The organism is Undibacterium sp. Di26W, from assembly GCF_049340265.1.
Taxonomy (GTDB): Bacteria; Pseudomonadota; Gammaproteobacteria; order Burkholderiales; family Burkholderiaceae_D; genus Undibacterium.
In genome coordinates this window covers 206,518-229,585 of the sequence record NZ_JBMPOR010000004.1, presented here as the reverse complement: position 1 = coordinate 229,585, position 23,068 = coordinate 206,518, and the positions used below count along the sequence as shown (strand labels likewise).

The following is a 23,068-nucleotide window of genomic DNA, read 5'->3' as shown; positions in this document are numbered from 1 at the left end:
GAGGTGTCGTCTGCATAGTACAACATCTATTTTAGATGCCTATGCGCTTTCTTTCTACCTCAGCCAGTTGTCTGAATTTCTCAGCGTGGATCAGAATCTGGCAGCGTCTTGTTGCCTTCTCGCCGGCGATCAGCAAAACATAAGTATGAGAAGTCAGTTCCCGGAACCATGACAATGCCAGCTTACAAGCTGGCATTGCTAAATCGTTGTTCTCGCATAGAGCAATATACTCAAAGGCAGCGCAAACTAATATTCTCCCAAGCCCCACATCCTTCCAGTTATGAAATCTCGACAATTCTGCATCTATCTGCGCAAAACATGCAAAAGCTTCTGGGGGAGACTTGAGCTCGACATAAGTCTCTAGCATTTCGCTAAGCACGCTGACCTTATCCCAGCCTGCTTTTGCTTCGCTGAGATGTATTTTAAGAATTTCAATTACATCCTGATATTCACCAAGACTCTTATATGCGTACTTGAGTGTCACCAAGGTGCTTTTTGCATTTACTTCGTTTCTCGCCCAGTTTTCTACGTGCTTGCGCGCCTGGTTTAGATCGCCAAAATACAAATGGCGTTCATACATTGCATAGTCAGATTCTTCTGTAGGGTTGGCCGGATGCTGTGAGCAACGCTCTAGCCACCAGCTATCCAGGTTCTCATAAAATAGATCCGTTTCTTTCTGGTCCTTGATGTCTTCATAGAGATCAGGAAAGTGGGCACGAACATAATCATGGGTCTGGCTTTTTAATGCCCAATACATGAATTCAATATCGAATCCACTTCCTGTATCCATGTCTATATGTTTTGCTTCATGGAGCAAAGGAATGTCAATCGGATCCTGGTAGCGTGCCAGTAAATAGGCTCCCAACAATAACGCATCTGTGGTGCCGGTTGAATCATCATTGATGAGAGAGCTTATCTCTTGCTGAAACAGATAGCGGACCAGCTCTTTGTCACACTCTTGAAAATCATACTGTATCCCGATCAATGTAAAGTATCGTTGTTTCGCATTGATATCGATAGTCTCATCATCTGTAGTTACAGCATGAACAAAATCCGGAGCCAACTCTAGCCATACGTCACGATTATTTCTGTATCTTTGTAGTGGTCTCATTGATTGGAAGGAGTGTTGTATATGGCTGATAGCGCACAAATGATCAATTAAAAATAGTTATTCATCTACTTTTTTCAACATCATATTCATATAAAATCTGCAATGACATCAACTAAATGGTAACAGAATTTTTACCAGCATCGATTTCGATACTGGCAATAAATAGGGGGAGCGAATGCCTACCGTCCATATATTTCCAGCCATACTGAGTTTACTTCTTTCATCCCATGTAGCCGGGCAAACCAGCGTACCTGCAACACCTGAGATAGCCGTGGAAAAAACTGCTCCCATCACCTCTGTTAACACTGATAACGGTTCGGGAGCACTGAAGGACAAACTGCAAGCCATGTTCAACACAGCCTGCAGCAGGGATGAATTTTCTGGTGCCTACCTTGTCGCCAAGGGCAATCAGATCATCAGCGAGGCAGCATGCGGTGAAGCCAGCAAGCGCTATCACGTCGCCAATACTATCGATACACGATTCAACGTTGCCTCGGTCGGCAAAATGTTTACCGCCGTTGGCATAGGCCAGCTCGCAGAAGCCGGGCGTTTGTCATATAGCGCCCCAGTGAGCAAATACCTCGATGCAAGCTGGCTGGCGCCAGCCGTGGCAAAGAAAATTACGGTAGGCCAGTTACTGTCCCACACATCGGGCCTGGGGGATATTTTTAACGCCCAATTTCTTAACGGCCCTTACATACAATTGGCGACACTAAAAGACCTGGATGGCTACAAGATATTTACGCGTGATGCCACCCCCGTTTTTGAACCCGGCAGCAATTATTTTTACAGCAATATAGGTATGCTTTTGCTGGGAGCAATTATAGAAAAGGTATCCGGGCAAAGTTACTATGACTATGTGCGCCAGCATGTGTTTTTACCCGCAGGTATGAACAGCACCGATAACTATGTCAGAGACGAGGGGACAGAAAACATTGCTACCGGCTATATGGACAAAAAAGACAGAACAGCAGGCAAAAAAGAAAATACCTTCCTGATGCTATTGCGCGGCGCCCCTTACGGAGCTGGCTATTCAACCGTGCATGACCTGTTGCGCTTTGCGCAGGCACTGCAAATGGGCATGCTATTAAAGCCAGCAACGCGTAACTTGTTTTGGCAAGACCACACCGCTGGCCGCGCAGACAAGGGTAGCTATGGGTATGGTTTTGAATTGGGTACCGGCACACTGGGCAAAGTCGCAGGCCATAGTGGACAAATGCCAGGCGCTTATAGCAAGCTAGACATGTATCTGGACAAGGCTTATACGGTAGTTGTGCTGTCCAACTATGAACCCGGCATCTTGCCTTTGGCGGAGCGTATTGCCATGGTGCTGGAGAGTTTGCCGGAACCAGTCTCGCAGTAAACGTGGTTCACATTGCACTGCATATATATAAGTACGGTCGCGCCCCGGAGACACATCGCCAGTTGCCGCATGAAAGCAGGAAATGTTGAAGACAATTCATACGTCGTAACCCTTGGCCCCAGCTATTCGGAAATACGTGACTTTACTTCCGATAAGGCTAGGGATGCAGATTGGTATCCCCCGCATTTGTCATGCATGAATGAAATCTGCGGGCGATGTGTCGATTAGAACGTCGATTCCCACTGCGCATTGCCGCTTTTATCGGTAGCGCCGTAAATAGTACGGGCGACGGCGCATAAACCCATCACTTGCACCATCAACAGATACCACCCGGCTTCGCCCGCAGCAACGGAATCACTGGTATGGTTGTCCAGGTGCATGGTGTGCTTGACTTTGGTCACGTAAAGTGAAATGAAATCCATGAATGAGTCTGGTGAAAGATGCGCAACCCTGCCCATCAAATAGAAACACACATAGATACCCAGGAAAATTTGCACCGTAAATGCGACTGCAACCACCAGCAAAAAGGCAAAATCGATTCGCTTTGCCTGGAACTTGAAGAAATTCGCCGCAAAGTAAAAACCACTCATGGCGATAAAACCCATGACAACGGCACCTATCGGCAGAACTACCAGGTAAGAGAAGGAAAAAAGATTAACCCCGGTCCAGCGCCAGATCACGGTGTTGAAGACACTAAGCAGCAAAGAGCTAATCAGGCAACATAACCAGATGATTGGTCTTGTATGCGTCAATGTATTTGTCACGGAATTGCCTTGAAGGTGGTAGTGAGACTAAGATTGCGCCAATGCTCATCAATCAGCAGGATTAAATTTCGGGGGCAATATTATCTCGATGGCAAGATATCGTCAAGAGATACCGTTTGTACCTGGAACGAAGAACAAACTCAGAACGCGTTGCATTGCAACCTACGGCAATCCCACAGCACAACCAAAGACTGTGTGAACTATCAAGCGCGCCCTGCAGGCCCTACATGCACATAATTATTCACTCACTACGTCGAGCACTGGCGAACATCGCGTATTCCACGCCGCTAAAACGAGGCTACAGGTCACGCGATGAATTAGCCGATACCCATGTCGGTGCTTCAAGGGTATCCAAGTAATTTTTTCTACTACAGAATATCATTACAAAATCGAACCTCATGACAACGAATGGATTCCTGCAGAGGCCGGCACGGAACAAAATATGTTCTTTCGGGTAGGTAATTGAGTAAGTATCGATCGTGTCATTCAGTATCTCAAATAGCTTGTGGGCTCTATAGACTAATCCCGATAGCGAAATCTTGCACCTCGCAGAAAAAACGAAGCTCGGTCATATAGGCAATACAGCTTTTTTGTGATTAGGTTTTTACGTAGCAAGATAAATTTATTCATTTTCAAAGAAAAATATCCTGCCACCAAAAAAATGAGCCCGCATGCGGGCTCAAGACAATTTGATTACTTCTTCAATTTATCGATTCGTTAAAACGGAATATCATCATCCATATCCGAGAAATTCGGTGCCGGGCGTGATGCTGGTGCCTGGCGTTGTTGTGGTGCTGCCTGTGGGCGCGGTGCTGGTGCGCCACCGCCGCCTCCACCGCCACCACCACCGTAGCCTTCATCCATCGGTGCGCCGCCGCCCATGCCCTGGCGGCTGCCCAGCATTTGCATGCTGTCGGCCTTGATGTCGGTTGCGTATTTTTCTACGCCATCTTTGTCGGTGTATTTACGGGTGCGCAGGCTGCCTTCGACATAGACTTGCGAGCCTTTTTTCAGGTACTGGCCAGCGATTTCTGCCAGCTTGCCGAAAAAGGTGATGCGGTGCCATTCGGTTTGTTCTTTCTTTTCGCCGCTGGTCTTGTCTTTCCAACTGTCGGTGGTGGCCACGGTGATGCTGGTCATGGCGTCACCACTTGGCATATAACGTGTTTCGGGGTCGCGCCCCAGGTTGCCGACGATGATGACTTTATTCACGGATGCCATGTAGTTCTCCTATTTTTCCTGATTCAATATGTAAGGCACTGACTTGGTCAACCCTGGCTGACCCGGCCTATTAAGCTTTAAGCCTGTACCGACGCGGCAGCCTTGCTGCGTTTCGGTATATTCGGCATGTAGACAGCGATTATAAGCCAGGCTGCGGTCAACACGGCGCTAACAATAAAAACTGATGACGGGTTGACACTTTGCTTGAGCCATCCGCCGATTGCCCCACCACAAAACAGGCCAATCGCCTGCAAGGTGTTGTACACGCCCAGCGCCGCCCCTTTGGCTGAAGGCGGTGCAATGCGTGACACCAGTGAAGGCTGGCAGGCTTCCAGGATATTAAAGGCAATAAAAAATGCAAACAGCAAGCCTACCAGCATGGCTGGAGATTGCAAGTATTGCCATAAGCCAAGCTCTACCACCAGCAATAAAGCAATCGCTGCGACGAAAACCTGTTTCATCTTGCCAAATTTTTCACCGATAAAAATGGCGGGCAGCATGGCGATGAATGAGGCAAACATCACCGGCAGATAGACTTTCCAGTGGGTTGCCACCGGCAAGTCGGCATATTGCACCAGCGCAGAAGGCACCACGACAAACATGGCCATCTGTGTCATGTGCAGGGCGAACACGCCGTAATTGAGGCGCATCAGCTCGCGGTTTTTAAGAATGACAGAGAACGGTACAGGCGCGTGGCGGATGGCGGGTGCATCTGGTGTCACAAACACCACGACGGCAATCCCGACCAGGGCCAGCACACCGGTCATGGCAAAAATACCACCCATGCCTATGCGTTGGTATAACAGGGGTGCGGCCACCAGCGAAAACGCAAAGGTCAGCCCGATAGAGCCGCCGACCATGGCCATGGCCTTGGTACGGTGTTCTTCGCGCGTAGAATCGGCGATCAGAGCGGTAATGGCGGCAGAAATCGCCCCTGCCCCCTGGATGGCCCGTCCAATGATGACGCCAACTACGGTGCTTGCCGATGCGGCAACAAAAGCGCCAATGGCAAACAGCAGCAGGCCAATCACGATAATGCGCTTGCGCCCGAACTTGTCTGAGGCGATGCCAAACGGTATTTGCCCAAATGCCTGGCTCAATCCATAGATACCCATGGCCAGGCCGATCAGGCTGGCGTTATCGCCATCCGGCAAAGTCTTGGCGTGGATGGCAAAAACCGGCAAGATCAGGAACAGACCCAGCATGCGCAGTGCAAAGATGGATGCCAGCGAGGTACTGGCACTGATCTCTTGCCGGCTCATGCCGACAGGGTCCATTTCATTCAGCGCAGAAGCATCTGAAGGTGTTGCAATAGTCATATTCAAAACCCGCCTAATCAATTTAGCTTACATAAAGCAAAGACGAGCCCACGGTAATTTTCAAAACCCGTTATAGTATCAGGTTGCACGCCTACTTCTTCCAATTCGGCCCAAATTCAGCTCCAATACCATGACCACACGTACAAAAGCAGCAAAAGCGGCTAAACCCGCAGAAATCGATTTTGATGCCACTGATATTCAGTTGGCGCAAAAGCGGGACTTGATACGCGTACGCGGCGCCCGCACGCACAACCTGAAAAATATCAGCCTTGACCTGCCGCGCAACAAGCTGGTGGTGATCACTGGTCTATCGGGTTCGGGCAAGTCTTCATTGGCGTTTGATACGCTGTATGCCGAAGGCCAGCGTCGTTATGTGGAGTCACTGTCAGCCTATGCGCGCCAGTTTTTGCAGTTGATGGAAAAACCGGACGTGGACTTGATCGAAGGTCTGTCACCAGCCATTTCCATCGAACAAAAAGCCACGTCGCATAATCCGCGTTCCACTGTCGGTACCGTCACCGAGATCCATGATTACCTGCGGCTGTTGTATGCCCGCGTGGGCACGCCGTATTGCCCTGACCACCCTGAAAACCCGCTGGCAGCACAATCGGTATCCCAAATGGTGGATGCCGTGCTGGCCATGCCGGAAGATACCAAGCTGATGATCCTTGCACCGGTAGTTGCCAACCGCAAGGGCGAACACATGGATTTGTTTGAGCAGATGCAGGCCCAGGGTTTTGTGCGCTTTCGCGTGCAGAGCGGCACGCATGACGCCAAAATATATGAAGTCGATAACCTGCCCAAACTGAAGAAGACCGAGAAGCATACGATTGATGTCGTGGTAGACCGCGTCAAGGTCAAGGCGGATATCAAACAGCGTCTGGCAGAGTCTTTCGAGACTTGCTTGCGCCTGGCAAATGGCCGCGCCCTGATTGTGGATATGGATAGCAATCACGAGCAATTGTTCTCGAACAAATTTGCCTGCCCTATCTGCGGCTATTCATTGCAAGAGCTGGAACCACGCCTGTTCTCTTTCAATAACCCCATGGGGGCCTGCCCGGAATGTGATGGCCTTGGACATATAGAATTTTTTGATCCCAAGCGCATTGTCGCTTTCCCTAACCTGTCGCTGGCCAGTGGTGCCGTCAAGGGTTGGGACAGGCGCAATCAGTTTTATTTCCAGATGCTGTCCAACCTGGCAGCCTTCTATGAATTTGATATCGACACAGCTTTCGAGCAATTGCCGGAATCCGCGCAGCAAATCATTTTGTATGGTTCGGGCAAGCAGCAGATACCGTTTACCTATATCAATGAAAAAGGTCGCACCGTCATCAAGGAACATAGCTTTGAAGGCGTGGTCACCAACCTGCAACGCCGGTATCGCGAAACCGATTCGATGGCCGTCAAGGAAGAGCTGGCCAAGTTCATCAATGAAAAGCAATGCCCGTCCTGTGACGGTGCACGCCTGCGCATAGAAGCACGTTACGTCAAGGTCGGCACCGGCAAGCAAGAGAAAGCAATTTACGATATCAGCGCCATGCCGCTGCGTGAAACCCTGCATTTCTTTGAACATCTGAAACTGACTGGTGCCAAACGCGACATCGCCGACCGCATCATCAAGGAAATCACGGCCCGCCTGACTTTCCTCAACAATGTCGGTCTGGATTACCTGTCGCTGGAACGCAGTGCCGATACCCTGTCCGGCGGCGAAGCCCAGCGCATACGTCTGGCATCGCAGATTGGCTCTGGCCTGACTGGCGTCATGTATGTGCTGGATGAACCCTCGATTGGTCTGCATCAGCGCGACAATGACAGACTGATCGATACGCTCAAGCATTTGCGCGATATCGGCAACAGCGTGCTGGTGGTGGAACATGATGAAGATGCCATACGTTGCGCCGATTTTGTGGTCGACATGGGCATTGGTGCGGGTGTACATGGTGGTGAAATTATTGCCCAGGGTACGCTGGAAGACATCATGAGCAACAAACGTTCGCTGACAGCGCAATACCTGAGTGGCGCGCTGGAAATTGCTGTGCCTAAAAAGCGTACCAAGGCTGACCCTGCCAAGCAATTGTTGATTGCCGGTGCGCGTGGCAATAACCTGAAAAAAGTCTCGATGAAACTGCCGGTGGGCTTGCTGACTTGCGTGACAGGTGTGTCTGGTTCCGGCAAATCAACGCTGGTGAATGACACGCTGTACCACGTGGCTGCGCGCCACTTGTATGGTTCACAAACCGAACCGGCAGTGTTTGACCATGTCAGCGGTCTGGAGCATTTTGATAAAGTCATTTCTGTCGACCAGGCACCTATTGGTCGTACCCCGCGCTCCAACCCGGCCACTTACACTGGTTTGTTCACACCGATACGCGATCTGTTTGCCACGGTACCGACGGCAAAAGAACGTGGTTATAGTGCAGGCCGTTTCTCATTCAATGTGAAGGGTGGCCGTTGTGAAGCCTGTCAGGGCGATGGCGTCATCAAGGTCGAGATGCATTTTTTGCCGGACGTGTATGTGCCTTGCGATGTCTGCCACGGCAAACGCTATAACCGCGAAACCCTGGAAGTGCATTACAAGGGCAAGAACATCAATGAAGTGCTGGGCATGACGGTGGAAGATGCGTTTGAATTCTTCAAGGTGGTCCCCATCATCGCCCGCAAATTGCAAACCCTGCTGGATGTGGGTCTGGGTTATATACGCCTGGGGCAAAGTGCGACCACGCTGTCGGGCGGTGAAGCACAACGCGTCAAGCTGTCGCTGGAATTGTCGAAGCGTGACACAGGTCGCACCCTGTACATTCTGGATGAACCGACCACGGGCCTGCATTTCCATGATATCGCCCTGCTGCTGAAGGTGATACACAAGCTGCGTGACCAGGGCAATACACTGGTCATCATTGAACACAATCTGGACGTGATTAAAACGGCTGACTGGCTGATCGATCTTGGCCCTGAAGGCGGTGCTGGCGGCGGGAAGATTATTGCAACCGGTACACCGGAAGAAGTGGCGGCCAATCCGGACAGCGTCACTGGTAAGTATTTATTGCCCTTGCTGAAAAAATCAAAGTAGTCATTCTCTGCCTTAGGTGAAAAGCCGTATTTCCTTAGCGGGAAATACGGCTTTTTAATGGGTGTAGCAGTTCACAAAGAGCTGCCCCAAATCCATATTTGCGGATACGCAACAGTGCTTGGTTATAATAGAATTTAATCCGTCGCGGCATGCCGCAGCAAAACACAATAAAAGAATCTGCCGCAACCATGAGCATACGTCTAATAGTTGGCCTGGGAAACCCCGGCCCCGAATATGAACAAACCCGCCACAATGCGGGTTTTTGGCTGGTCGACCAGTTGCCGGTCAACCTGCAAAGGGACAAGAATTTTAATGCGCTGGTTGGCAAGACCCGTATCGCCGGTCATGAAGTCTGGTTGCTGGAACCACAGACTTTCATGAACCGTTCTGGCCAATCAGTAGGTGCACTCTGCCGCTTTTACAAAATCACGCCAGACCAGATACTGGTGGTGCATGATGAACTGGATATGCTGCCGGGTGTTGCAAAACTTAAACAGGGTGGTTCTTCCGGCGGGCACAATGGCCTCAAGGATATTACTGCCGTGCTTGGTACCCAGGATTACTGGCGCTTGCGCATAGGCATAGGCCACCCGCGCAGCCTGAACCTGCAACAGGGTGTGGCAGACTTTGTACTGCATCGTCCGCGCAAGGAAGAACAAAGCCTGATCGATGAAGCGATCGCCAGGAGCCTGGATGTATTACCCTTGCTGATAGACGGAAAATTCCCGGAAGCGATGATGCAACTACACACCACAAAATGAACTCGGCCATCCAAATTCATGCAGGTCGCAAGGCCTTTGACCATCTGCGCGAGCATGGCTTGCGGGCGCAGGATGTGGCCATCATTCCCGCTGCAGCAGGTGGCCCCAAGGGCTTGATACTGCAAGCGCTGGATCAATGGATTTTTGGTGAATGGTTGCCAACCGCCCCGCGTGAACGCACGCTGATAGGTGCATCCATCGGTGCCTGGCGCATGGCAGCGGCCAGCCAGGCAGACCCGGTGGCCGCCTTTGCCCGCCTGGGCGATTTGTATTGTGAACAGCGTTATCCAGAAAAGCCGACGGCCCAATACGTCACCCGCGAAATACAACAACTGCTGCATGCCTTTATCGGTGGTCATGAATCGCACATCGTGCATCAGCCCCTGCACAGATTACATTTGCTGGCCGGACGTGGTCGCGGCTTGCTGAATGCGCCCAAATCCCGGCACAAGGCCAAGGCCGGTTTTGTGGCCGCCAGTTTTGCCAATCTGGCTTCACGCTCGCGCCTTGCAAAGCATTTGGACAGAGTGGTGGTCGGTGATATGCGCGACCCGCTGTTCTGGCTGAAGGCGCGCTTTGACAGTTTTGACACGCATTTCTGCCAACTGACAGAAGACAATCTGGCCCCTGCCCTGCTGGCTTCTGGCACACTACCGCTGATCATGGAGCCGGTAGAGCATATTCCACACGCACCAGCCGGCAATTATTGGGATGGTGGCATTATCGATTACCACCTGGCGCTGCCGTATTCACGTGTTGCCGGTGACAAGGATGGTGGTCTGGTGCTGTACCCGCATTTCACTGACCATATCGTACCCGGCTGGCTGGACAAGCCCCTGCCCTGGCGCCGCGCTGGCCTGGGCAGAAACCGCGAATGGCTGGACAATGTGCTGATGATCGCACCGTCACCGGCATTCTTGAGAACCCTGTCACGCAGCAAACTGCCTGACCGCAAAGACTTTTTTTACTATGGCACCGACCACGATTTCCGCATACTGAACTGGAAACTCGCGATTTCAGAAAGCAGCCGCATACGCGACGACTTTGCTGCATTTGTAGCCAAGCCAGATATGGGCCAGGTCATACCGCTCAACTTTTAAGTTCTACATCACGGCAGATGGTGGCAAGACCAGGGCCATGTTCTGCCGTTGCTCTGCCACATAGGCAATCAGCTCAGGAAAAAACTCCAGGAAACCGGCTGACAAGGCTGCATGATGGGTTTCCAGGTCAGCGATACCTTCACGCAAAAGATGGCCATTCTTTGACAGTCTTTGCGACACCCGGCGCAAGGCGATATCGACGCCGGCAAAGTCCTGGTAAGAGCCCAGCCAGTCCTGGCTGACCATATACGGTAATGCGCGTTGCAACCTGTCTGGCAAGATGTTTTCATGCGCCTGCAAGGCAGTGTAGAAGCGGGCGATCAGATCTTGCATGGGCGCGTCAGAATAACGCGACCAGTGCTGGCTCAGTACATGGTCATAAAACACATCCAGCAAGATACCGGCATAGCGCCGGTGCTGTGGCTGGAATAGCCGCCTGGCATCCAGCACCAGCGGATGGCTGTCGGTATAGCTGTCTATCTTGCGGTGCAGGATGATATCGGCCTGTATCGGCAGTGCATAGCGTGCCGTATCACCAGCTTTGACGAAGTCACCCAGCAAGGCACCAAGCATGGCTTGGTCGCTTTGTTGTGCCAGGAAGATGTGGGCGAGATAGTTCATAGGGTCAAGCGGAGTTTACCCCGCTTTGGACAAAGCTGCCGAACAGCGGCGGCAGCGTCAGCTTACGGCCCTTCGGTATCGGCCTGGGCTGTATCGTCGTCATCATCAGCCCTGCCCGGCAAAGGGACATGCCTGCCACGCTGTTGCAGGGCTTGCCTTAGCAGATATTCAACCTGCGCATTGGCGCTGCGCAGTTCCTGGGCCGCCATGCGTTCGATCTCGTTCCACAACACGGGATCGATACGCAGGGGGAAGGATTTTTTCCCGGGGCTAGCCATTATCTGCCGTTCAGACGCGGGGTCAGGTAACTGAGCAGGCGTTGCGGGTCTTGTGTACCCAGGCGTATGCTTTTGCCATTACGCATGCCAAGCCGTATCGCCTGTTTGCCGTGGGCGTTATACAGCATGCCCTCCCTGGTCCTTTGTATGCCCCAGCCATCCAGAAAGCTGGTATTGGTCGGCCCCGCCACCTCGATGTCAGCCAGTGCGACCTTCCACACCGGCCAACCAAGCCAGCCAAAACACCAGGACAGATGGGTAGCATCCACCCGTATGGTCAGACTACCCAGTGCCAGCAATGCCAGCAAATTAATCAGCAGCACAATGAATGGCAGCAATGATCCCCGGGGGGTTATCGCATGTATCTCCATCCACAGGTTAAACAAGCTCATCAATGGCATGAATATCCATAAAAACTTGAATAACTGTCTTTCCACATAAATAGGGTGTTGCATATGCTTGGTCCATTAGCTTTTAATTGTATAAAGTGCCGGTATTGATGACAGGCTGGGTCTCCTTGTCGGAACACAGCACCACCAGCAAATTGCTGACCATGGCCGCTTTTCTTTCATCATCCAGTTCACATATTTTGCGTTCTGACAGGCCTTGCAATGCGGCTTCTACCATACTGACTGCGCCATGCACAATTTTCTTACGGGCGCTGATGATGGCCTCTGCCTGCTGGCGACGCAACATTACCTGGGCAATTTCTGCTGCATAGGCCAGATGGGTCAGCTTGGCATCTTCCACATCAATACCGGCAGCAGTGAAGCGCTTATGCAATTCGTCACGCATGGCAGTGGCAACCACATCCATGCCCGCCCGCAGGGTAGTCTCGCCTTCGGCAAGATCTTCGCCATCATCATAGGCATACTGCGTCGCCAGATGACGTATTGCTGCTTCCGCCTGTATGTAGACGAAGCGTTCAAAATCATCGACATTGTAAATGGCCAGCGCCGTATCCTGCACGCGCCAGATGATGGCAGCACCGATTTCGACCGGGTTACCGCGTTTGTCATTCACCTTCAAAGCGGCCGTATTCAGCGTGCGGGCGCGCAGACTGAGTTTGCGTTTGGAATAAAAAGGATTCACCCAGCGCAGGCCTTCGCTGCGATCTGTTCCCTTGTATTGTCCAAACAGTGACAATAAAGCTGCTTCATTTGGTTGCAGCATGTACAAACCGGTCAATATGAAAATGCCCACCACCACAATAGCCAGACGTAGCAATACCCCCGGAACACTGGGGTCGCCGCCCACACCAACCAGGCCGAAAAAGCTATAGACACCGCCTGCCACATCTAGCAGACCAACAATAATCATGAAATAACCGTCTAGCGATGGGCGGGAGCGCTCTTGTATTAATTTTTTAGCAGTCGCTGACACTGAGGTAGTACTCATACTTTCTCCTGATAGATGGCACTTTGAAATCAAAGTGATATCACTTTAGGGTGCGGTCATGAGAATGTCAAGGAAAAGTGGAAATTGCCAGGAAATGACAAAAAGGCTACCCGGCATACGGGTCGCCTTTTAAAGACCTGGGCGTGTCGGCTTGATTCAGCTCAGGGGGAACAGGTTTTTCACCCGGTTGCTACCAAAATGCTTGCTGGCAGCCAGTGCTGAAAGACCAGCTTGCTGCGCGCAAGCTTCTGGCCCGGCTTCCACTTCAGGTAATGGTTTCGCAACAGGTTTGCTGCGCGTGCCGGCAAAATACATCAGTACACCCAACATGCTGGCCGATATCAATACCCAGAACATGACGTCACTATGAAAATGCACCAAAAGGTATCCACAGACCACTGGATTGAGTGCCGCACCAAACATGGCCAGGCTTTGCGCCCCATAGTAGCTTCCGCGTTTGTCAGCTGGAGCTATCATATCGATGAACATGTATTCACACGGGATAACGATGACTTCACCAACGGTGAATACCAGCGTTGCCAGCACCCAGCTCACAATGCTGCTGGCATGCATGAAACCCAGCAAACCGACGGCATATAACATGGCACCCAGACTTACCCAGCGAAACAGGTTTTTTTGCTGCATGAGTTTGCCCACGGGATATTGCAAGCTCACCACGGTTACCGCATTGGTAATGAGAATAAATGGCAACAACTGTGCGGTCGCCTGTGTACCCTGACCGATTATCAGGTATTGCGACAGATAACCTGAGACAAAACGGCCAAACACGAACGATGTCAGTACGCTGCCCATGGTGAACAGTATCAGGCGGCGGTCACTTCGCAACACCTGCATGGTCGCCTTGAACCCGGCAGGATTGGGTTTGGCTTCTGATGCTGTTGTGGCCGTCGTGGCTGCCATGGCTTGCCTGCCCAGTACCTGTGATGCCAGCAAAGAAAAACTCGCAGCAAGCCATAAAGGGCCAGATATCTTGATGGCAAACAGCCACGCACCCAGCAAAGGGCCAAGGGCAAAAGCCACGTTGATCAGCATATAGTTGAGCGAGAATGCTTTCGGCCTTTGCTCTGGCGGCAATAAATCGGCCAACATCGCCTTCAGGGAAATACTACGCAGTGTCAACGCCGACTCTATGCATATCAGGACCAGCAAAGCAGCAAATGCATTCGGTGCAATCGTCAAGGAAGCCGTACACACTGCAACCACGATGCCAGCCAGTTTCATCAGAAAATTCTTGCTGAGCCGGTCCGCCAGATAACCTGCATACAGGCTGAATAGCGTTGAACAGAAAATGCTGCCGCCGAGGACCCAGCCTATCATTTGCGGATTGATACCCAAATGCTCATTCAAATACAGCGCCATGAAAGGCAAAGCGACTGCACGCCCCATGACAAAGACAAATGAACTGAATAAAAGCCGTATCACGGCAACGGGAAAGCGGGACATCATCTTCCTTTTTTGAGCGTTCAAAACCGGGGAATTGCTGACATCCACGAGTATGGTAAAAAAAGATGAAACAAAAAATGGATATAATTTAAAAAAATTTTTCCTCTTTTATTGCGCCGGCATCCAGATAGACTCTCCGCCATGAAATTACTCGATCAATACCGCAAATTGCATGCTTTCCTCCAGCACCATGACCAGCAACCAGGCCTGCCATCCCTGGCGCTAGCTATGCATTGCAGTGAACGCAATATGCGCAATCTGCTGGCGAAAATGCAGCAGCGTGGTTGGCTAGACTGGCAGGCAGGGCGCGGACGTGGCAACCATTCACATCTACAGTTTTTGCAAACACCAGATAGTCTGGCGCTGGATCACCTGTCACACTTTCTGGCGCGCGGTGATCTGGAACAGGCGTTTGCCAGCCTGGATGATAACCAGCGGCAGCAACTGGCAACACGCTTGCCAGACTATCTGGGTGTGCCAGACAGTGCCTGCCGCAGCCTGCGCATGCCGCTGTTTCGCAAGGTGGAAAGCCTGGACCCGCTAAAAGTACACGGGCGTCTGGAAGCGCATCTGGTGCGCCAGATTTTTTCACGCCTGACCACCTTCGATCATCAACAAAATGCTTTGATGCCCGCCATTGCCCATCATTGGGAAAGCGAGAAAAATGCGACTGTCTGGCATTTCTGGCTACGCCCGGGCCTGAGCTTTCATGATGGCAGCGAATTGGGAGTTGAAGACGTGCGCGCCAGCTTCTTGCGATTGCGTGAGCAGTCAGCCATTTACCAGTCGCTGTACCGGCATTTGCGCGAGATACAAACCGGCAGCAGCCAGCGTGTCAGCTTTTACCTTGATCACAGTGACCAGCTGTGGCCACATTGCATGGCGACCGCCAATTCATCCATCGTGCCGCGCCAGCGCGCTGCCGACTTTGGCCGCTTTCCCATAGGCAGCGGCGCATTCCGCCTGATACGCCACAACGCTTACCAACTGACCTTGCAGGCATTCAAGGATTATTATCGCGAACGCCCTCTGCTGGATGAAATCGATTTGTGGATGCTGCCACCGCCATCCGGCCCATCAGGCTTTGATTTGCAGTTTGGTTATACCAATGAAGACTGCACAAAAAAGCAAACCGTCGCGGGCGCAGAGTCTGGCTGCACCTATATTATCTGCAATCCTTCGCGCAGCGTTTTCAAGACAGTGGAACAAAGGCTGGCACTGGCCGACTGGCTGTCACCTGACACGCTGATTGACACGAATGAGCGCAGCAGAAAAGCCGCATCCGGTTTGCTGGCGATCTGGAAACACCGTGTCGCGAAAAAAACCAGGTGCAGCAGTTTCAAAGCCGGCTGCAAATTACGCATGGTCAGTGGCCAGACCCCGGAAATGCTGGACCTTGCAGCGACTATCAAGCAAAGACTGGAAGCAGGCGGGGTGCATGTTATCTGGACCAGCCTGCCGTTTGATCAATTGCTTGCGCGTGACTGGATGAAAGATGCCGACCTGGTGATCACCCGTGAAGTCATGCACGACGATCAGGATTTTGGTTGCTATGAATGGTTTGCCGCTGACAGTGTGTTCCGTCGCTGGATGCCGGAATCCGCCCTGAAACCGATAGACATTGATCTGATGAAAATCAAGACACTTGCCGACAGCAAACGTCGCATGCTGGCCTATGCCCGCATAGGAAAACGCCTGGTGCAGGAAGGTTGGCTGATACCCATTTCACACGAAAACCAGCAGGTCCGCATTGCCCCGCATGTGGCCGGTGTCAGGATGACGCCATTTGGCTTTGTTTCGTTCGATGAAATGTGGCTTAGACAGTAGAACTCATGCCATCAATAAAAGCACCACGACCGCAAGCTATGGATCGTGGCGCAGTGCTAAAAAAATGCTGAAGAAAGTATGAAAAAACCAGTACAAGCTTCTTCAGAAAAGGCTTTAATGCTTACTGGCTGACAAATGTATTGACGCTACCAGGATCAATATAAGCAGTAGCCAAACCACTGGTAACCGTATATTGACCAGCGTATTCATTATTGAAGCTGGACGATGTTCTGTATTTCACGAAAGAAGCTGCGCTTCCTGCACTCAATTGCAGTTTGACCTGTCTTTGCGAAGTACCGTTATTGATTGCCACCACTACTATTTTTCCACTACTATTTTTGTAAGCGGTGACGAACACATCCGAGTAAGGTTTTTCCGTCGCAGAAATACGCGTATATCCAGGGCGTACATATTTTGCGTATTGCGACATGATATAGCCGCGCTTGCTGACGTTGCCATCTTCAGTGATCAGACCGTAGGAACGGCGAATATACCACCACACATAAGCACTGTAATTGGCGACCATGCTGTTATGTAATTCCAGCGCGGCAGGCATGGCTTTGGTCCAATCATTGGCATCAGAATTGTCAGTGAAATGCTCGGTCATCCATAGCTCTTTCCCTTTGCTGCGCGCGAGTGGATAATCGCTGGGGCTGACGCCGTACAGATGGCCGGCAACAATGTCAAACTGCGGTGCTGCATTCGCATCATTGAGAATCGGGTCCGCCAGTGTTTTACTGAAGTTCAAAGACTCTGGTGTCATGACTTTCAGCGCGCCGAAACGTGAACCTTGCGCCTTCAGGAAATTAATGAACTCTGTAGAATTCCATTGGCAACCTTCATAGGTGGGATCCCAATCAGGCTCATTTTGAACAGAAATTCCGTATAAGGCGGCGCTACTCGATTCCATATAGGACGCAAAATTCAAGAGATGCGTCGCATAATCCGGATAGTAAGTCGGCGATAGCCTGCCCGAAACAAGATTATTATTGGTCTTCATATAGGCTGGCGGCGACCAGGGTGTCGCAAACAGGGTCACGCCTTTGGCCTTGGCCAACTGCGCGGTGGGCACCTGTCTTTGCCAGTTGCTGTTTGAAGAATCTATCCGCATGCGCATGATCGATAAACCAATCTGCCCTGTGCCAGTACCAAAAGCACTGTCAACCTGGGCACTGGTGAGATCGTCTATCCACCCCGCACCGTTGAATCCACCAAATCCACGCATGGTTTGATAGTTGGTATTGGGATTGATATCGACGGTTTGTGCAACCGCATTGACGCTGAGTAGTAGCAAGAACAAGTTCGCCAGAAGGCTAAAACAAGATCTTTTCATTGATAAAAACGTATTCATAAGAAGTCTCCATATTAAGTTTATATTGATATAACACTTTTAATACAGTTAGTTTTCCCATAACACCGGGTAAAACTACAGCTTCCCATTCCAGTGACGGCCGGATTATTTTTTCCAGCTCAAAATACTGAATTTATCTAACGGCGGATATTATCTGAATACTTACCAGAGTACAACTTAGCACTTATTACCAACTCAGCCAGCTCAAGCGAAGGTGTAAAGCAGCATCTTTCTTTTCTACGGTAAGATGCTGGTCCGCATTCTTATTTGATTTGCTTGTCCCCGCATGAAAACCCGTATCCGTACTGAAACTGCCGCTCTCTGGAATATTGCCTGGCCTGTCTTGATAGGCCAGCTTGCGACCGTGGGTATGGGTGTGGCAGATGTGGCCATGACCGGCCACCTGAGTGCGGATGCCCTGGCTTCGGTTTCGCTGGGTGCCAATGTCTGGGCCATCATACTGGTGACCGTCATGGGTATCATGATGGCAGTCAACACCGTGATTGCACATGAAGTCGGCGCAGAAAATCATGAGCGTGTACCGCATATGGTGCGCCAGTCTTTGTGGCTGGGGCTGGGCGTGGGCCTGATTGCCTGCCTGCTGCTGAATATTTCCACCCTGATTTTCAATTACCTGCAACTGGATGACGCCATCAATGCCAAGGCATCGCAATTCGTCCATGTCATCAGCATCGGCATGCCAGCCCTGGCCATGTATCGCGCGCTGTATGGTTACACCACCAGTCTGAACCAGACCAAGCCGGTGATGATGATTGCACTGGGTGGCCTGTCTTTTAACATTGTAGTCAACTGGCTGTTCATCTATGGTCACCTGGGTTTCCCGAAACTGGGTTCTACCGGCTGTGCACTGGCGACCGGTGTCGGGCTGTGGCTGATGCTGGGTGCGATGATCTTTTGGATGCGTCGTTCCGAGGTGTATCACAGCACCTTCCCCTTCACCCATTTTGAAGCGCCCAACTGGACAGAAATACGTTCCACCCTGCAGCTGGGCCTGCCGATAGGCATCACCTATTTTGCCGAGGTATCTGCCTTTGGTGCGGTCGGCCTGCTGATTGCCCGCTTCGGTGTGGTGCCGGTTTCTGCCAACCAGATCGCCCTGAATTTTTCTTCTTTGGTATTCATGGTGCCATTGAGTCTGGGTATCGCCCTGACCACCCGTGTTGGTCAGGCACTGGGTGAGGGGGACCCGACGCGGGCACGCTTTGTGTCCTGGGTAGGTTTTGCGCTGTCCATGGCCTTTGCGGTCTTGTCGGCGCTGGGCATCATGTTGATGCGCGACCAGATTGCCGCCGCCTACACGTCGGATCTGGCAGTGCAGGCACTGGCATCAGAGCTGTTATTGTATGCCGCGATTTTCCAGTTGTCGGATGCTGCACAGGTCACTGCATCTTGCGCGATACGCGGCTACAAGGTGACACGCACACCAATGCTGATACACCTCATGGCTTTTTACGGCTTTGCATTGCCGCTAGGCTGCCTGCTAGGCCTGGCACCGGAATGGATGCCAGGGCATCCACAACAGGCAATGGAAGCACGCGGCTTCTGGATAGGCCTGGTACTCGGCCTGACCATTGCCGGTATCTTGCTGACCCTGTTCCTGCAACGCCTGAGCAGCAGACGCATCCAGCAAGCTGCATGAAGCTTTATCTCAGAACGTGTTTACAATCTTACTGCGCGCACGTGATCGGTGCTCATGCGCAGTTCAGCTGGATACGTCCGCTGCTCAGACACAAAGTGCGTCAGCTCAGTTGCTGATACAGGCTGGTAATGCCATCCATGGTGCTGAGAATTCTTTCGCTGGTCGTGGCCACATTGACGGCATATTGACGCGCATTTTTGGGTTCTGCAATCTGGCGCAATGCATCATCAAAAAACATCCATTGCTGTTGCGCCAGGGCCAACTCATCCTTAATGCGTGCAGTATTGGAAGATGCCGCTTGCAGGGTCGCCATGCCGGCAACGAAGTCCTTGCGTGCTGCCTCCAGCTTGGCCATGACATCCGGTGGTGCCACCCCCCATTGCTGTGCCTGGTAAAACTTGGCCATCCTTTGCGACAGCATGCGCTGCCGGCCAGATACATTCACCAACTGTCCCATGACCGTGCCAGAAAAGGCTTCCAGCTGCACAGTGGCCTTGTTCGCGAGGCTGAGCACTTCTTCATTCAACACCATGATGACTTTGGCATCCTGTTGATTAGGGGCTTTTTCCAGCAATACCTTTTTATACAGCAGCCAGTTTTTTTCCACTTCTCCCAGCATGTGCCGGTTGTCGGGAGTGGGCGCAAAGGTTTTCAATTCCCCCAATTGCCGCTCGAAACTGGCCAGGGATGTATCGAGTATCTTTTTTGACTGCTCGACCTCGATGCCCTGCCCCATTTGCAAATAGGCCTTGGCCAGACGCTGTGACAACATGCGCTGCTTGCCCGACTTGTTGATGGCTTCGTTCAGGTTGATGACTTGGGCAATGGCATAGGTAATGACCGCCAGATTGCCCACCGCCAACACGCTTTTGCCTATAAATCCACGTCTGTCCATATTGTTGCTCCTGTACATTTGTTGGTTTCATCTAGCTTAGAGCAAATTTCATACCTGTTTTTTTGATAAAAATCGCCTCAAAATATGGCGAACGCCCTTACTCGCGTCTAAAACAGGGAGCTTTGTGCCTCATCGGGATGCGACAGCTGATTCTATTTCGGGGTATTCATTGCGGAATCAGTCAGCAAGGCGGCCAGTTCCGGTAAAATAGCGGGTTAATCAAATCCAACTGGCAAAACATCATGAGTCTCAAATGCGGCATCGTCGGCCTGCCTAACGTCGGCAAATCCACACTGTTCAATGCGCTGACCAAGGCAGGCATACCGGCAGAAAATTATCCTTTCTGCACGATAGAGCCAAATGTGGGTGTGGTTGAAGTGCCTGATCCACGTTTGAAACAACTGTCCGACATCGTCAAGCCTGAGCGCATCCAGAATGCTATCGTTGAGTTCGTCGATATCGCTGGCCTGGTGGCTGGTGCCTCCAAAGGTGAAGGCCTGGGCAATCAGTTCCTGGCGCACATCCGTGAAACCGACGCCATCGTCAATGTGGTGCGCTGCTTTGAAGATGACAACGTCATCCACGTAGCAGGCAAGGTCAGCCCGCTGGATGATATCGAAGTTATCCAGACTGAACTGGCGCTGGCCGACATGGGTACGGTAGAAAAAGCCATCCATCGCGAAAACAAGAAAGCCCGTTCCGGCGACAAGGACGCGGCCAAACTGGTGGCCGTATTAGAACGCATCATGCCTGCCCTGAACGATGCCAAGCCTGTGCGTGCGCTAGGCCTGGATGCAGAAGAAATGTTACTGATCAAGCCATTGTGCCTGATCACAGCCAAACCGGCGATGTATGTGGCCAACGTGTCCGACACGGGTTTTACCAATAACCCCTTGCTGGATCAACTGACCACCTATGCCAATTCACAGAAAGCCCCTATCGTGGCGATTTGTGCATCCATAGAATCTGAAATCGCAGATCTGGACGACGCCGACAAAGCCGACTTCCTGGCCGACATGGGCATGCAGGAACCAGGTCTCGATCGCCTGATACGTGCCGCTTTCACATTGCTGGGCTTGCAGACTTACTTCACCGCCGGCGTCAAGGAAGTCCGCGCCTGGACCATTCATGTCGGTGACACGGCACCGCAAGCTGCGGGCGTCATCCACACCGATTTTGAACGCGGCTTCATCCGCGCCCAGACCATTGCATTCGACGATTACATCACTTACAAAGGTGAAGCCGGTGCCAAGGAAGCAGGCAAGATGCGCGCCGAGGGCAAGGAATATGTGGTCAAGGATGGTGATGTACTGAACTTCTTGTTCAACGTTTGACGTAACTCGACGTGTTGAGAAAGTTTCACAAAAAGCTGCGACATCCGCAGCTTTTTTATTGGCGAGCGCTGAGAGATTGCAGCAAAGCTAATTAGCTATTCGTCAGCTAAACACGGCCGTTATAAACAGTACCGCAGTACAAACAACATATTGAGGCAAGGCAACAACGCCAGGTTCAGTTTGCGGCGACCTCTAAGATATAATAATTTGAGCTTGCGCTATTCTGGCTATCCTGCGCTATTCGACTGCGTCCCCATCACGGAGAAAATTTGCCTGACAAGAATCCCCCACACATCATCGATGCGAGTTCGACATGAAACTTGATGTTCGAACCATCATGCTAATGCTGAGCGGGATCAACCTCCTGGGTGCGGGGATGATGGCGCTCATCAGTTTTCATGCAAATAATGTCAGAGGCGTGCGCCAGTGGGCACTGGGGCATTGCTGCATGTTCATAGGTATTTTCACCAGTACGCAACTATCGCCGGATTGGCCATTGTGGATTCTCGCCACCATACCGCTCGTCACAGGCTGCGGTTTTGGTTTTATCTACAATGGCATTCAAGCCTTCAATGGAAAGCGCTGCAACTACTGGATAACCGCATGGATAGGTTTGCAAATGACAGTGCAAAGCATTTGGTTTAGTGTTGCACAAAATGACATGCGGACCATGCTGTTGGTCAACTCCCTGTTGGCCGGTTGTGTATTTGCGGCTTGCGCACTGAACCTGAGGGTGAAAACCACGCAGCCACTTAAAACAGCATATGGTCTGGCTGCTGCTTCCTTTTCATTTATTGCACTGATGAGTCTGCTCAGGGCAATGAATATTTACCTGACACCTGCTGAAGGCATCAGGCTATTTGCACAAGGCGATATCAATCCTGTCTTCCTTATCCTTGGCGGTCTGTCGCAACTTGCCATCACGCTCTCGCTGGTACTGTTAATTACTTTCCGTCTGGTCAGAGACTTACATGAACAAGCCTCCTATGACAGTCTGACAGGTGCAATGAACCGACGTCGGTTTGAAGATGAAGCAAGTCGTTTACTGGCGCGTGCAGTCAGAACCGGTGAACCCCTGTCTGTGATCATGATCGACGTGGATTTCTTTAAACGCGTCAATGACCATTATGGCCATCAGGCGGGCGATGAAGTCTTGCGTCGTCTTGCCAGGTTGCTGCATGCGGTCATCCGAAGTGAAGATTGCCTGGCCCGTTACGGTGGTGAAGAGTTTTGTATTTTACTGGTCGGTACCGTTGAGCGAGGGGCAGCACAGTTGGCCGAACGCGTGCGCCTGTTATATGCAGAGCTACACATCGATTGGAAAAACGATATCCTGCAAAGCACTTTGAGTGCCGGAGTCTCGGATTCGCTAACTGTAGGTGCTGATCTGACCGCCCTGGTTGGTGCAGCAGACCATGCCCTTTACCGGGCAAAAAATGCCGGGCGCAATCGGGTTGCCTTGCATTCGGAAACCCTCCAGCCGGCATAGGATGTTATTGCTTACCTCATCAGTAGTATGAAATAACAGTAT

The 23,068-nt window shown here is 51.5% G+C and carries 19 protein-coding genes; 8 read left to right on the top strand and 11 right to left on the bottom strand.

Annotation, left to right across the window (positions count from 1 at the left end):
* Positions 1–31 precede the first annotated feature (31 nt).
* Complete coding sequence (locus ACO0LM_RS07225) at positions 32–1,111, bottom strand: hypothetical protein (RefSeq protein WP_423035659.1); 1,080 nt, start codon at positions 1,109–1,111, stop codon at positions 32–34.
* 175 nt (positions 1,112–1,286) lie between these two features.
* Here ACO0LM_RS07225 and ACO0LM_RS07220 point away from each other — a divergent pair, with 175 nt between their 5' ends.
* The gene (locus ACO0LM_RS07220) at positions 1,287–2,474 is read left to right on the top strand and encodes a serine hydrolase domain-containing protein (RefSeq protein WP_423035657.1); all 1,188 of its coding nucleotides are present in this window, start codon (positions 1,287–1,289) and stop codon (positions 2,472–2,474) included.
* A 224-nt stretch (positions 2,475–2,698) separates the two neighbouring features.
* On the opposite strand, the gene ACO0LM_RS07215 is transcribed toward ACO0LM_RS07220, so the two are convergent.
* The 3 genes from ACO0LM_RS07215 to ACO0LM_RS07205 form a co-directional block, all read right to left on the bottom strand.
* Positions 2,699–3,238 carry a hypothetical protein gene (locus tag ACO0LM_RS07215; protein ID WP_423035655.1) on the bottom strand — a complete coding sequence of 180 codons (540 nt, stop codon included), beginning with the start codon at positions 3,236–3,238 and terminating at the stop codon, positions 2,699–2,701.
* Between the two features lie 717 nt (positions 3,239–3,955).
* Positions 3,956–4,459, bottom strand: a complete 504-nt coding sequence (gene ssb, locus ACO0LM_RS07210; protein ID WP_423035653.1) for a single-stranded DNA-binding protein — start codon at positions 4,457–4,459, stop codon at positions 3,956–3,958.
* Positions 4,460–4,536: 77 nt separating this feature from the next.
* Complete coding sequence (locus tag ACO0LM_RS07205; protein ID WP_423035866.1) at positions 4,537–5,721, bottom strand: MFS transporter; 1,185 nt, start codon at positions 5,719–5,721, stop codon at positions 4,537–4,539.
* Positions 5,722–5,908: 187 nt separating this feature from the next.
* Here ACO0LM_RS07205 and uvrA point away from each other — a divergent pair, with 187 nt between their 5' ends.
* The 3 genes from uvrA to ACO0LM_RS07190 all read left to right on the top strand — a co-directional run bounded on the left by uvrA (position 5,909) and on the right by ACO0LM_RS07190 (position 10,709).
* The gene (gene uvrA, locus ACO0LM_RS07200; protein ID WP_423035651.1) at positions 5,909–8,848 is read left to right on the top strand and encodes an excinuclease ABC subunit UvrA; all 2,940 of its coding nucleotides are present in this window, start codon (positions 5,909–5,911) and stop codon (positions 8,846–8,848) included.
* Positions 8,849–9,036: 188 nt separating this feature from the next.
* Entirely contained in the window at positions 9,037–9,609 is a 573-nt protein-coding gene (gene pth, locus ACO0LM_RS07195) for an aminoacyl-tRNA hydrolase (protein WP_423035649.1), read from the top strand.
* A complete protein-coding gene (locus ACO0LM_RS07190) occupies positions 9,606–10,709 on the top strand; it encodes a patatin-like phospholipase family protein (protein ID WP_422983385.1) in 1,104 nt (367 codons plus the stop codon). The genes pth and ACO0LM_RS07190 overlap by 4 nt, the downstream gene beginning before the upstream one ends.
* 3 nt (positions 10,710–10,712) lie before the next feature.
* Here the strand turns inward: ACO0LM_RS07190 and ACO0LM_RS07185 are convergent, their stop codons facing one another.
* The 5 genes from ACO0LM_RS07185 to ACO0LM_RS07165 form a co-directional block, all read right to left on the bottom strand.
* Positions 10,713–11,330 (bottom strand): ACP phosphodiesterase, encoded by a 618-nt coding sequence (locus ACO0LM_RS07185; RefSeq protein ID WP_423035647.1) that lies wholly within the window; start codon positions 11,328–11,330, stop codon positions 10,713–10,715.
* Between the two features lie 62 nt (positions 11,331–11,392).
* Positions 11,393–11,608: a hypothetical protein gene (locus tag ACO0LM_RS07180; protein WP_423035645.1), complete on the bottom strand. Its 216-nt coding sequence runs from the start codon at positions 11,606–11,608 to the stop codon at positions 11,393–11,395.
* Positions 11,608–12,063 carry a hypothetical protein gene (locus tag ACO0LM_RS07175; protein WP_423035643.1) on the bottom strand — a complete coding sequence of 152 codons (456 nt, stop codon included), beginning with the start codon at positions 12,061–12,063 and terminating at the stop codon, positions 11,608–11,610. The genes ACO0LM_RS07180 and ACO0LM_RS07175 overlap by 1 nt, the downstream gene beginning before the upstream one ends.
* A gap of 19 nt (positions 12,064–12,082) precedes the next feature.
* Positions 12,083–13,006 carry an SPFH domain-containing protein gene (locus tag ACO0LM_RS07170; protein ID WP_423035641.1) on the bottom strand — a complete coding sequence of 308 codons (924 nt, stop codon included), beginning with the start codon at positions 13,004–13,006 and terminating at the stop codon, positions 12,083–12,085.
* Between the two features lie 156 nt (positions 13,007–13,162).
* Positions 13,163–14,473: an MFS transporter gene (locus ACO0LM_RS07165; RefSeq protein ID WP_423035639.1), complete on the bottom strand. Its 1,311-nt coding sequence runs from the start codon at positions 14,471–14,473 to the stop codon at positions 13,163–13,165.
* A gap of 138 nt (positions 14,474–14,611) precedes the next feature.
* On the opposite strand from ACO0LM_RS07165, the gene ACO0LM_RS07160 reads away from it, so the two are divergent.
* Positions 14,612–16,297, top strand: a complete 1,686-nt coding sequence (locus tag ACO0LM_RS07160) for an SgrR family transcriptional regulator (protein ID WP_423035637.1) — start codon at positions 14,612–14,614, stop codon at positions 16,295–16,297.
* Positions 16,298–16,418: 121 nt separating this feature from the next.
* Here ACO0LM_RS07160 and ACO0LM_RS07155 read toward each other — a convergent pair whose 3' ends face one another.
* Positions 16,419–17,591, bottom strand: a complete 1,173-nt coding sequence (locus ACO0LM_RS07155; protein ID WP_423035635.1) for a glycoside hydrolase family 30 protein — start codon at positions 17,589–17,591, stop codon at positions 16,419–16,421.
* Between the two features lie 343 nt (positions 17,592–17,934).
* On the opposite strand from ACO0LM_RS07155, the gene ACO0LM_RS07150 reads away from it, so the two are divergent.
* Positions 17,935–19,308: an MATE family efflux transporter gene (locus ACO0LM_RS07150; RefSeq protein WP_423035633.1), complete on the top strand. Its 1,374-nt coding sequence runs from the start codon at positions 17,935–17,937 to the stop codon at positions 19,306–19,308.
* Positions 19,309–19,408: 100 nt separating this feature from the next.
* On the opposite strand, the gene ACO0LM_RS07145 is transcribed toward ACO0LM_RS07150, so the two are convergent.
* Entirely contained in the window at positions 19,409–20,203 is a 795-nt protein-coding gene (locus tag ACO0LM_RS07145) for a type IV pili methyl-accepting chemotaxis transducer N-terminal domain-containing protein (RefSeq protein ID WP_423035631.1), read from the bottom strand.
* 242 nt (positions 20,204–20,445) lie between these two features.
* Between ACO0LM_RS07145 and ychF the strand changes: the two genes are divergently transcribed.
* Positions 20,446–21,537, top strand: a complete 1,092-nt coding sequence (ychF, locus tag ACO0LM_RS07140) for a redox-regulated ATPase YchF (protein ID WP_423035629.1) — start codon at positions 20,446–20,448, stop codon at positions 21,535–21,537.
* Positions 21,538–21,850: 313 nt separating this feature from the next.
* On the top strand, positions 21,851–23,026 hold the full coding sequence (locus tag ACO0LM_RS07135; protein ID WP_423035627.1) for a GGDEF domain-containing protein: 1,176 nt from the start codon (positions 21,851–21,853) through the stop codon (positions 23,024–23,026).
* Positions 23,027–23,068: the final 42 nt, after the last annotated feature.

Coding starts and splice junctions, on each gene's coding strand:
- ACO0LM_RS07145 (WP_423035631.1), bottom strand. CDS start 20,203: ATGGACAGACGTGGATTTATAGGCAAAAGCGTGTTGGCGGTGGGCAAT.
- pth (WP_423035649.1), top strand. CDS start 9,037: ATGAGCATACGTCTAATAGTTGGCCTGGGAAACCCCGGCCCCGAATAT.
- ACO0LM_RS07160 (WP_423035637.1), top strand. CDS start 14,612: ATGAAATTACTCGATCAATACCGCAAATTGCATGCTTTCCTCCAGCAC.
- ACO0LM_RS07185 (WP_423035647.1), bottom strand. CDS start 11,330: ATGAACTATCTCGCCCACATCTTCCTGGCACAACAAAGCGACCAAGCC.
- ACO0LM_RS07180 (WP_423035645.1), bottom strand. CDS start 11,608: ATGGCTAGCCCCGGGAAAAAATCCTTCCCCCTGCGTATCGATCCCGTG.
- ACO0LM_RS07190 (WP_422983385.1), top strand. CDS start 9,606: ATGAACTCGGCCATCCAAATTCATGCAGGTCGCAAGGCCTTTGACCAT.
- ACO0LM_RS07220 (WP_423035657.1), top strand. CDS start 1,287: ATGCCTACCGTCCATATATTTCCAGCCATACTGAGTTTACTTCTTTCA.
- ACO0LM_RS07225 (WP_423035659.1), bottom strand. CDS start 1,111: ATGAGACCACTACAAAGATACAGAAATAATCGTGACGTATGGCTAGAG.
- ACO0LM_RS07170 (WP_423035641.1), bottom strand. CDS start 13,006: ATGAGTACTACCTCAGTGTCAGCGACTGCTAAAAAATTAATACAAGAG.
- ssb (WP_423035653.1), bottom strand. CDS start 4,459: ATGGCATCCGTGAATAAAGTCATCATCGTCGGCAACCTGGGGCGCGAC.
- ACO0LM_RS07150 (WP_423035633.1), top strand. CDS start 17,935: ATGAAAACCCGTATCCGTACTGAAACTGCCGCTCTCTGGAATATTGCC.
- ACO0LM_RS07175 (WP_423035643.1), bottom strand. CDS start 12,063: ATGCAACACCCTATTTATGTGGAAAGACAGTTATTCAAGTTTTTATGG.
- ACO0LM_RS07205 (WP_423035866.1), bottom strand. CDS start 5,721: ATGAGCCGGCAAGAGATCAGTGCCAGTACCTCGCTGGCATCCATCTTT.
- ychF (WP_423035629.1), top strand. CDS start 20,446: ATGAGTCTCAAATGCGGCATCGTCGGCCTGCCTAACGTCGGCAAATCC.
- uvrA (WP_423035651.1), top strand. CDS start 5,909: ATGACCACACGTACAAAAGCAGCAAAAGCGGCTAAACCCGCAGAAATC.
- ACO0LM_RS07135 (WP_423035627.1), top strand. CDS start 21,851: ATGAAACTTGATGTTCGAACCATCATGCTAATGCTGAGCGGGATCAAC.
- ACO0LM_RS07165 (WP_423035639.1), bottom strand. CDS start 14,473: ATGATGTCCCGCTTTCCCGTTGCCGTGATACGGCTTTTATTCAGTTCA.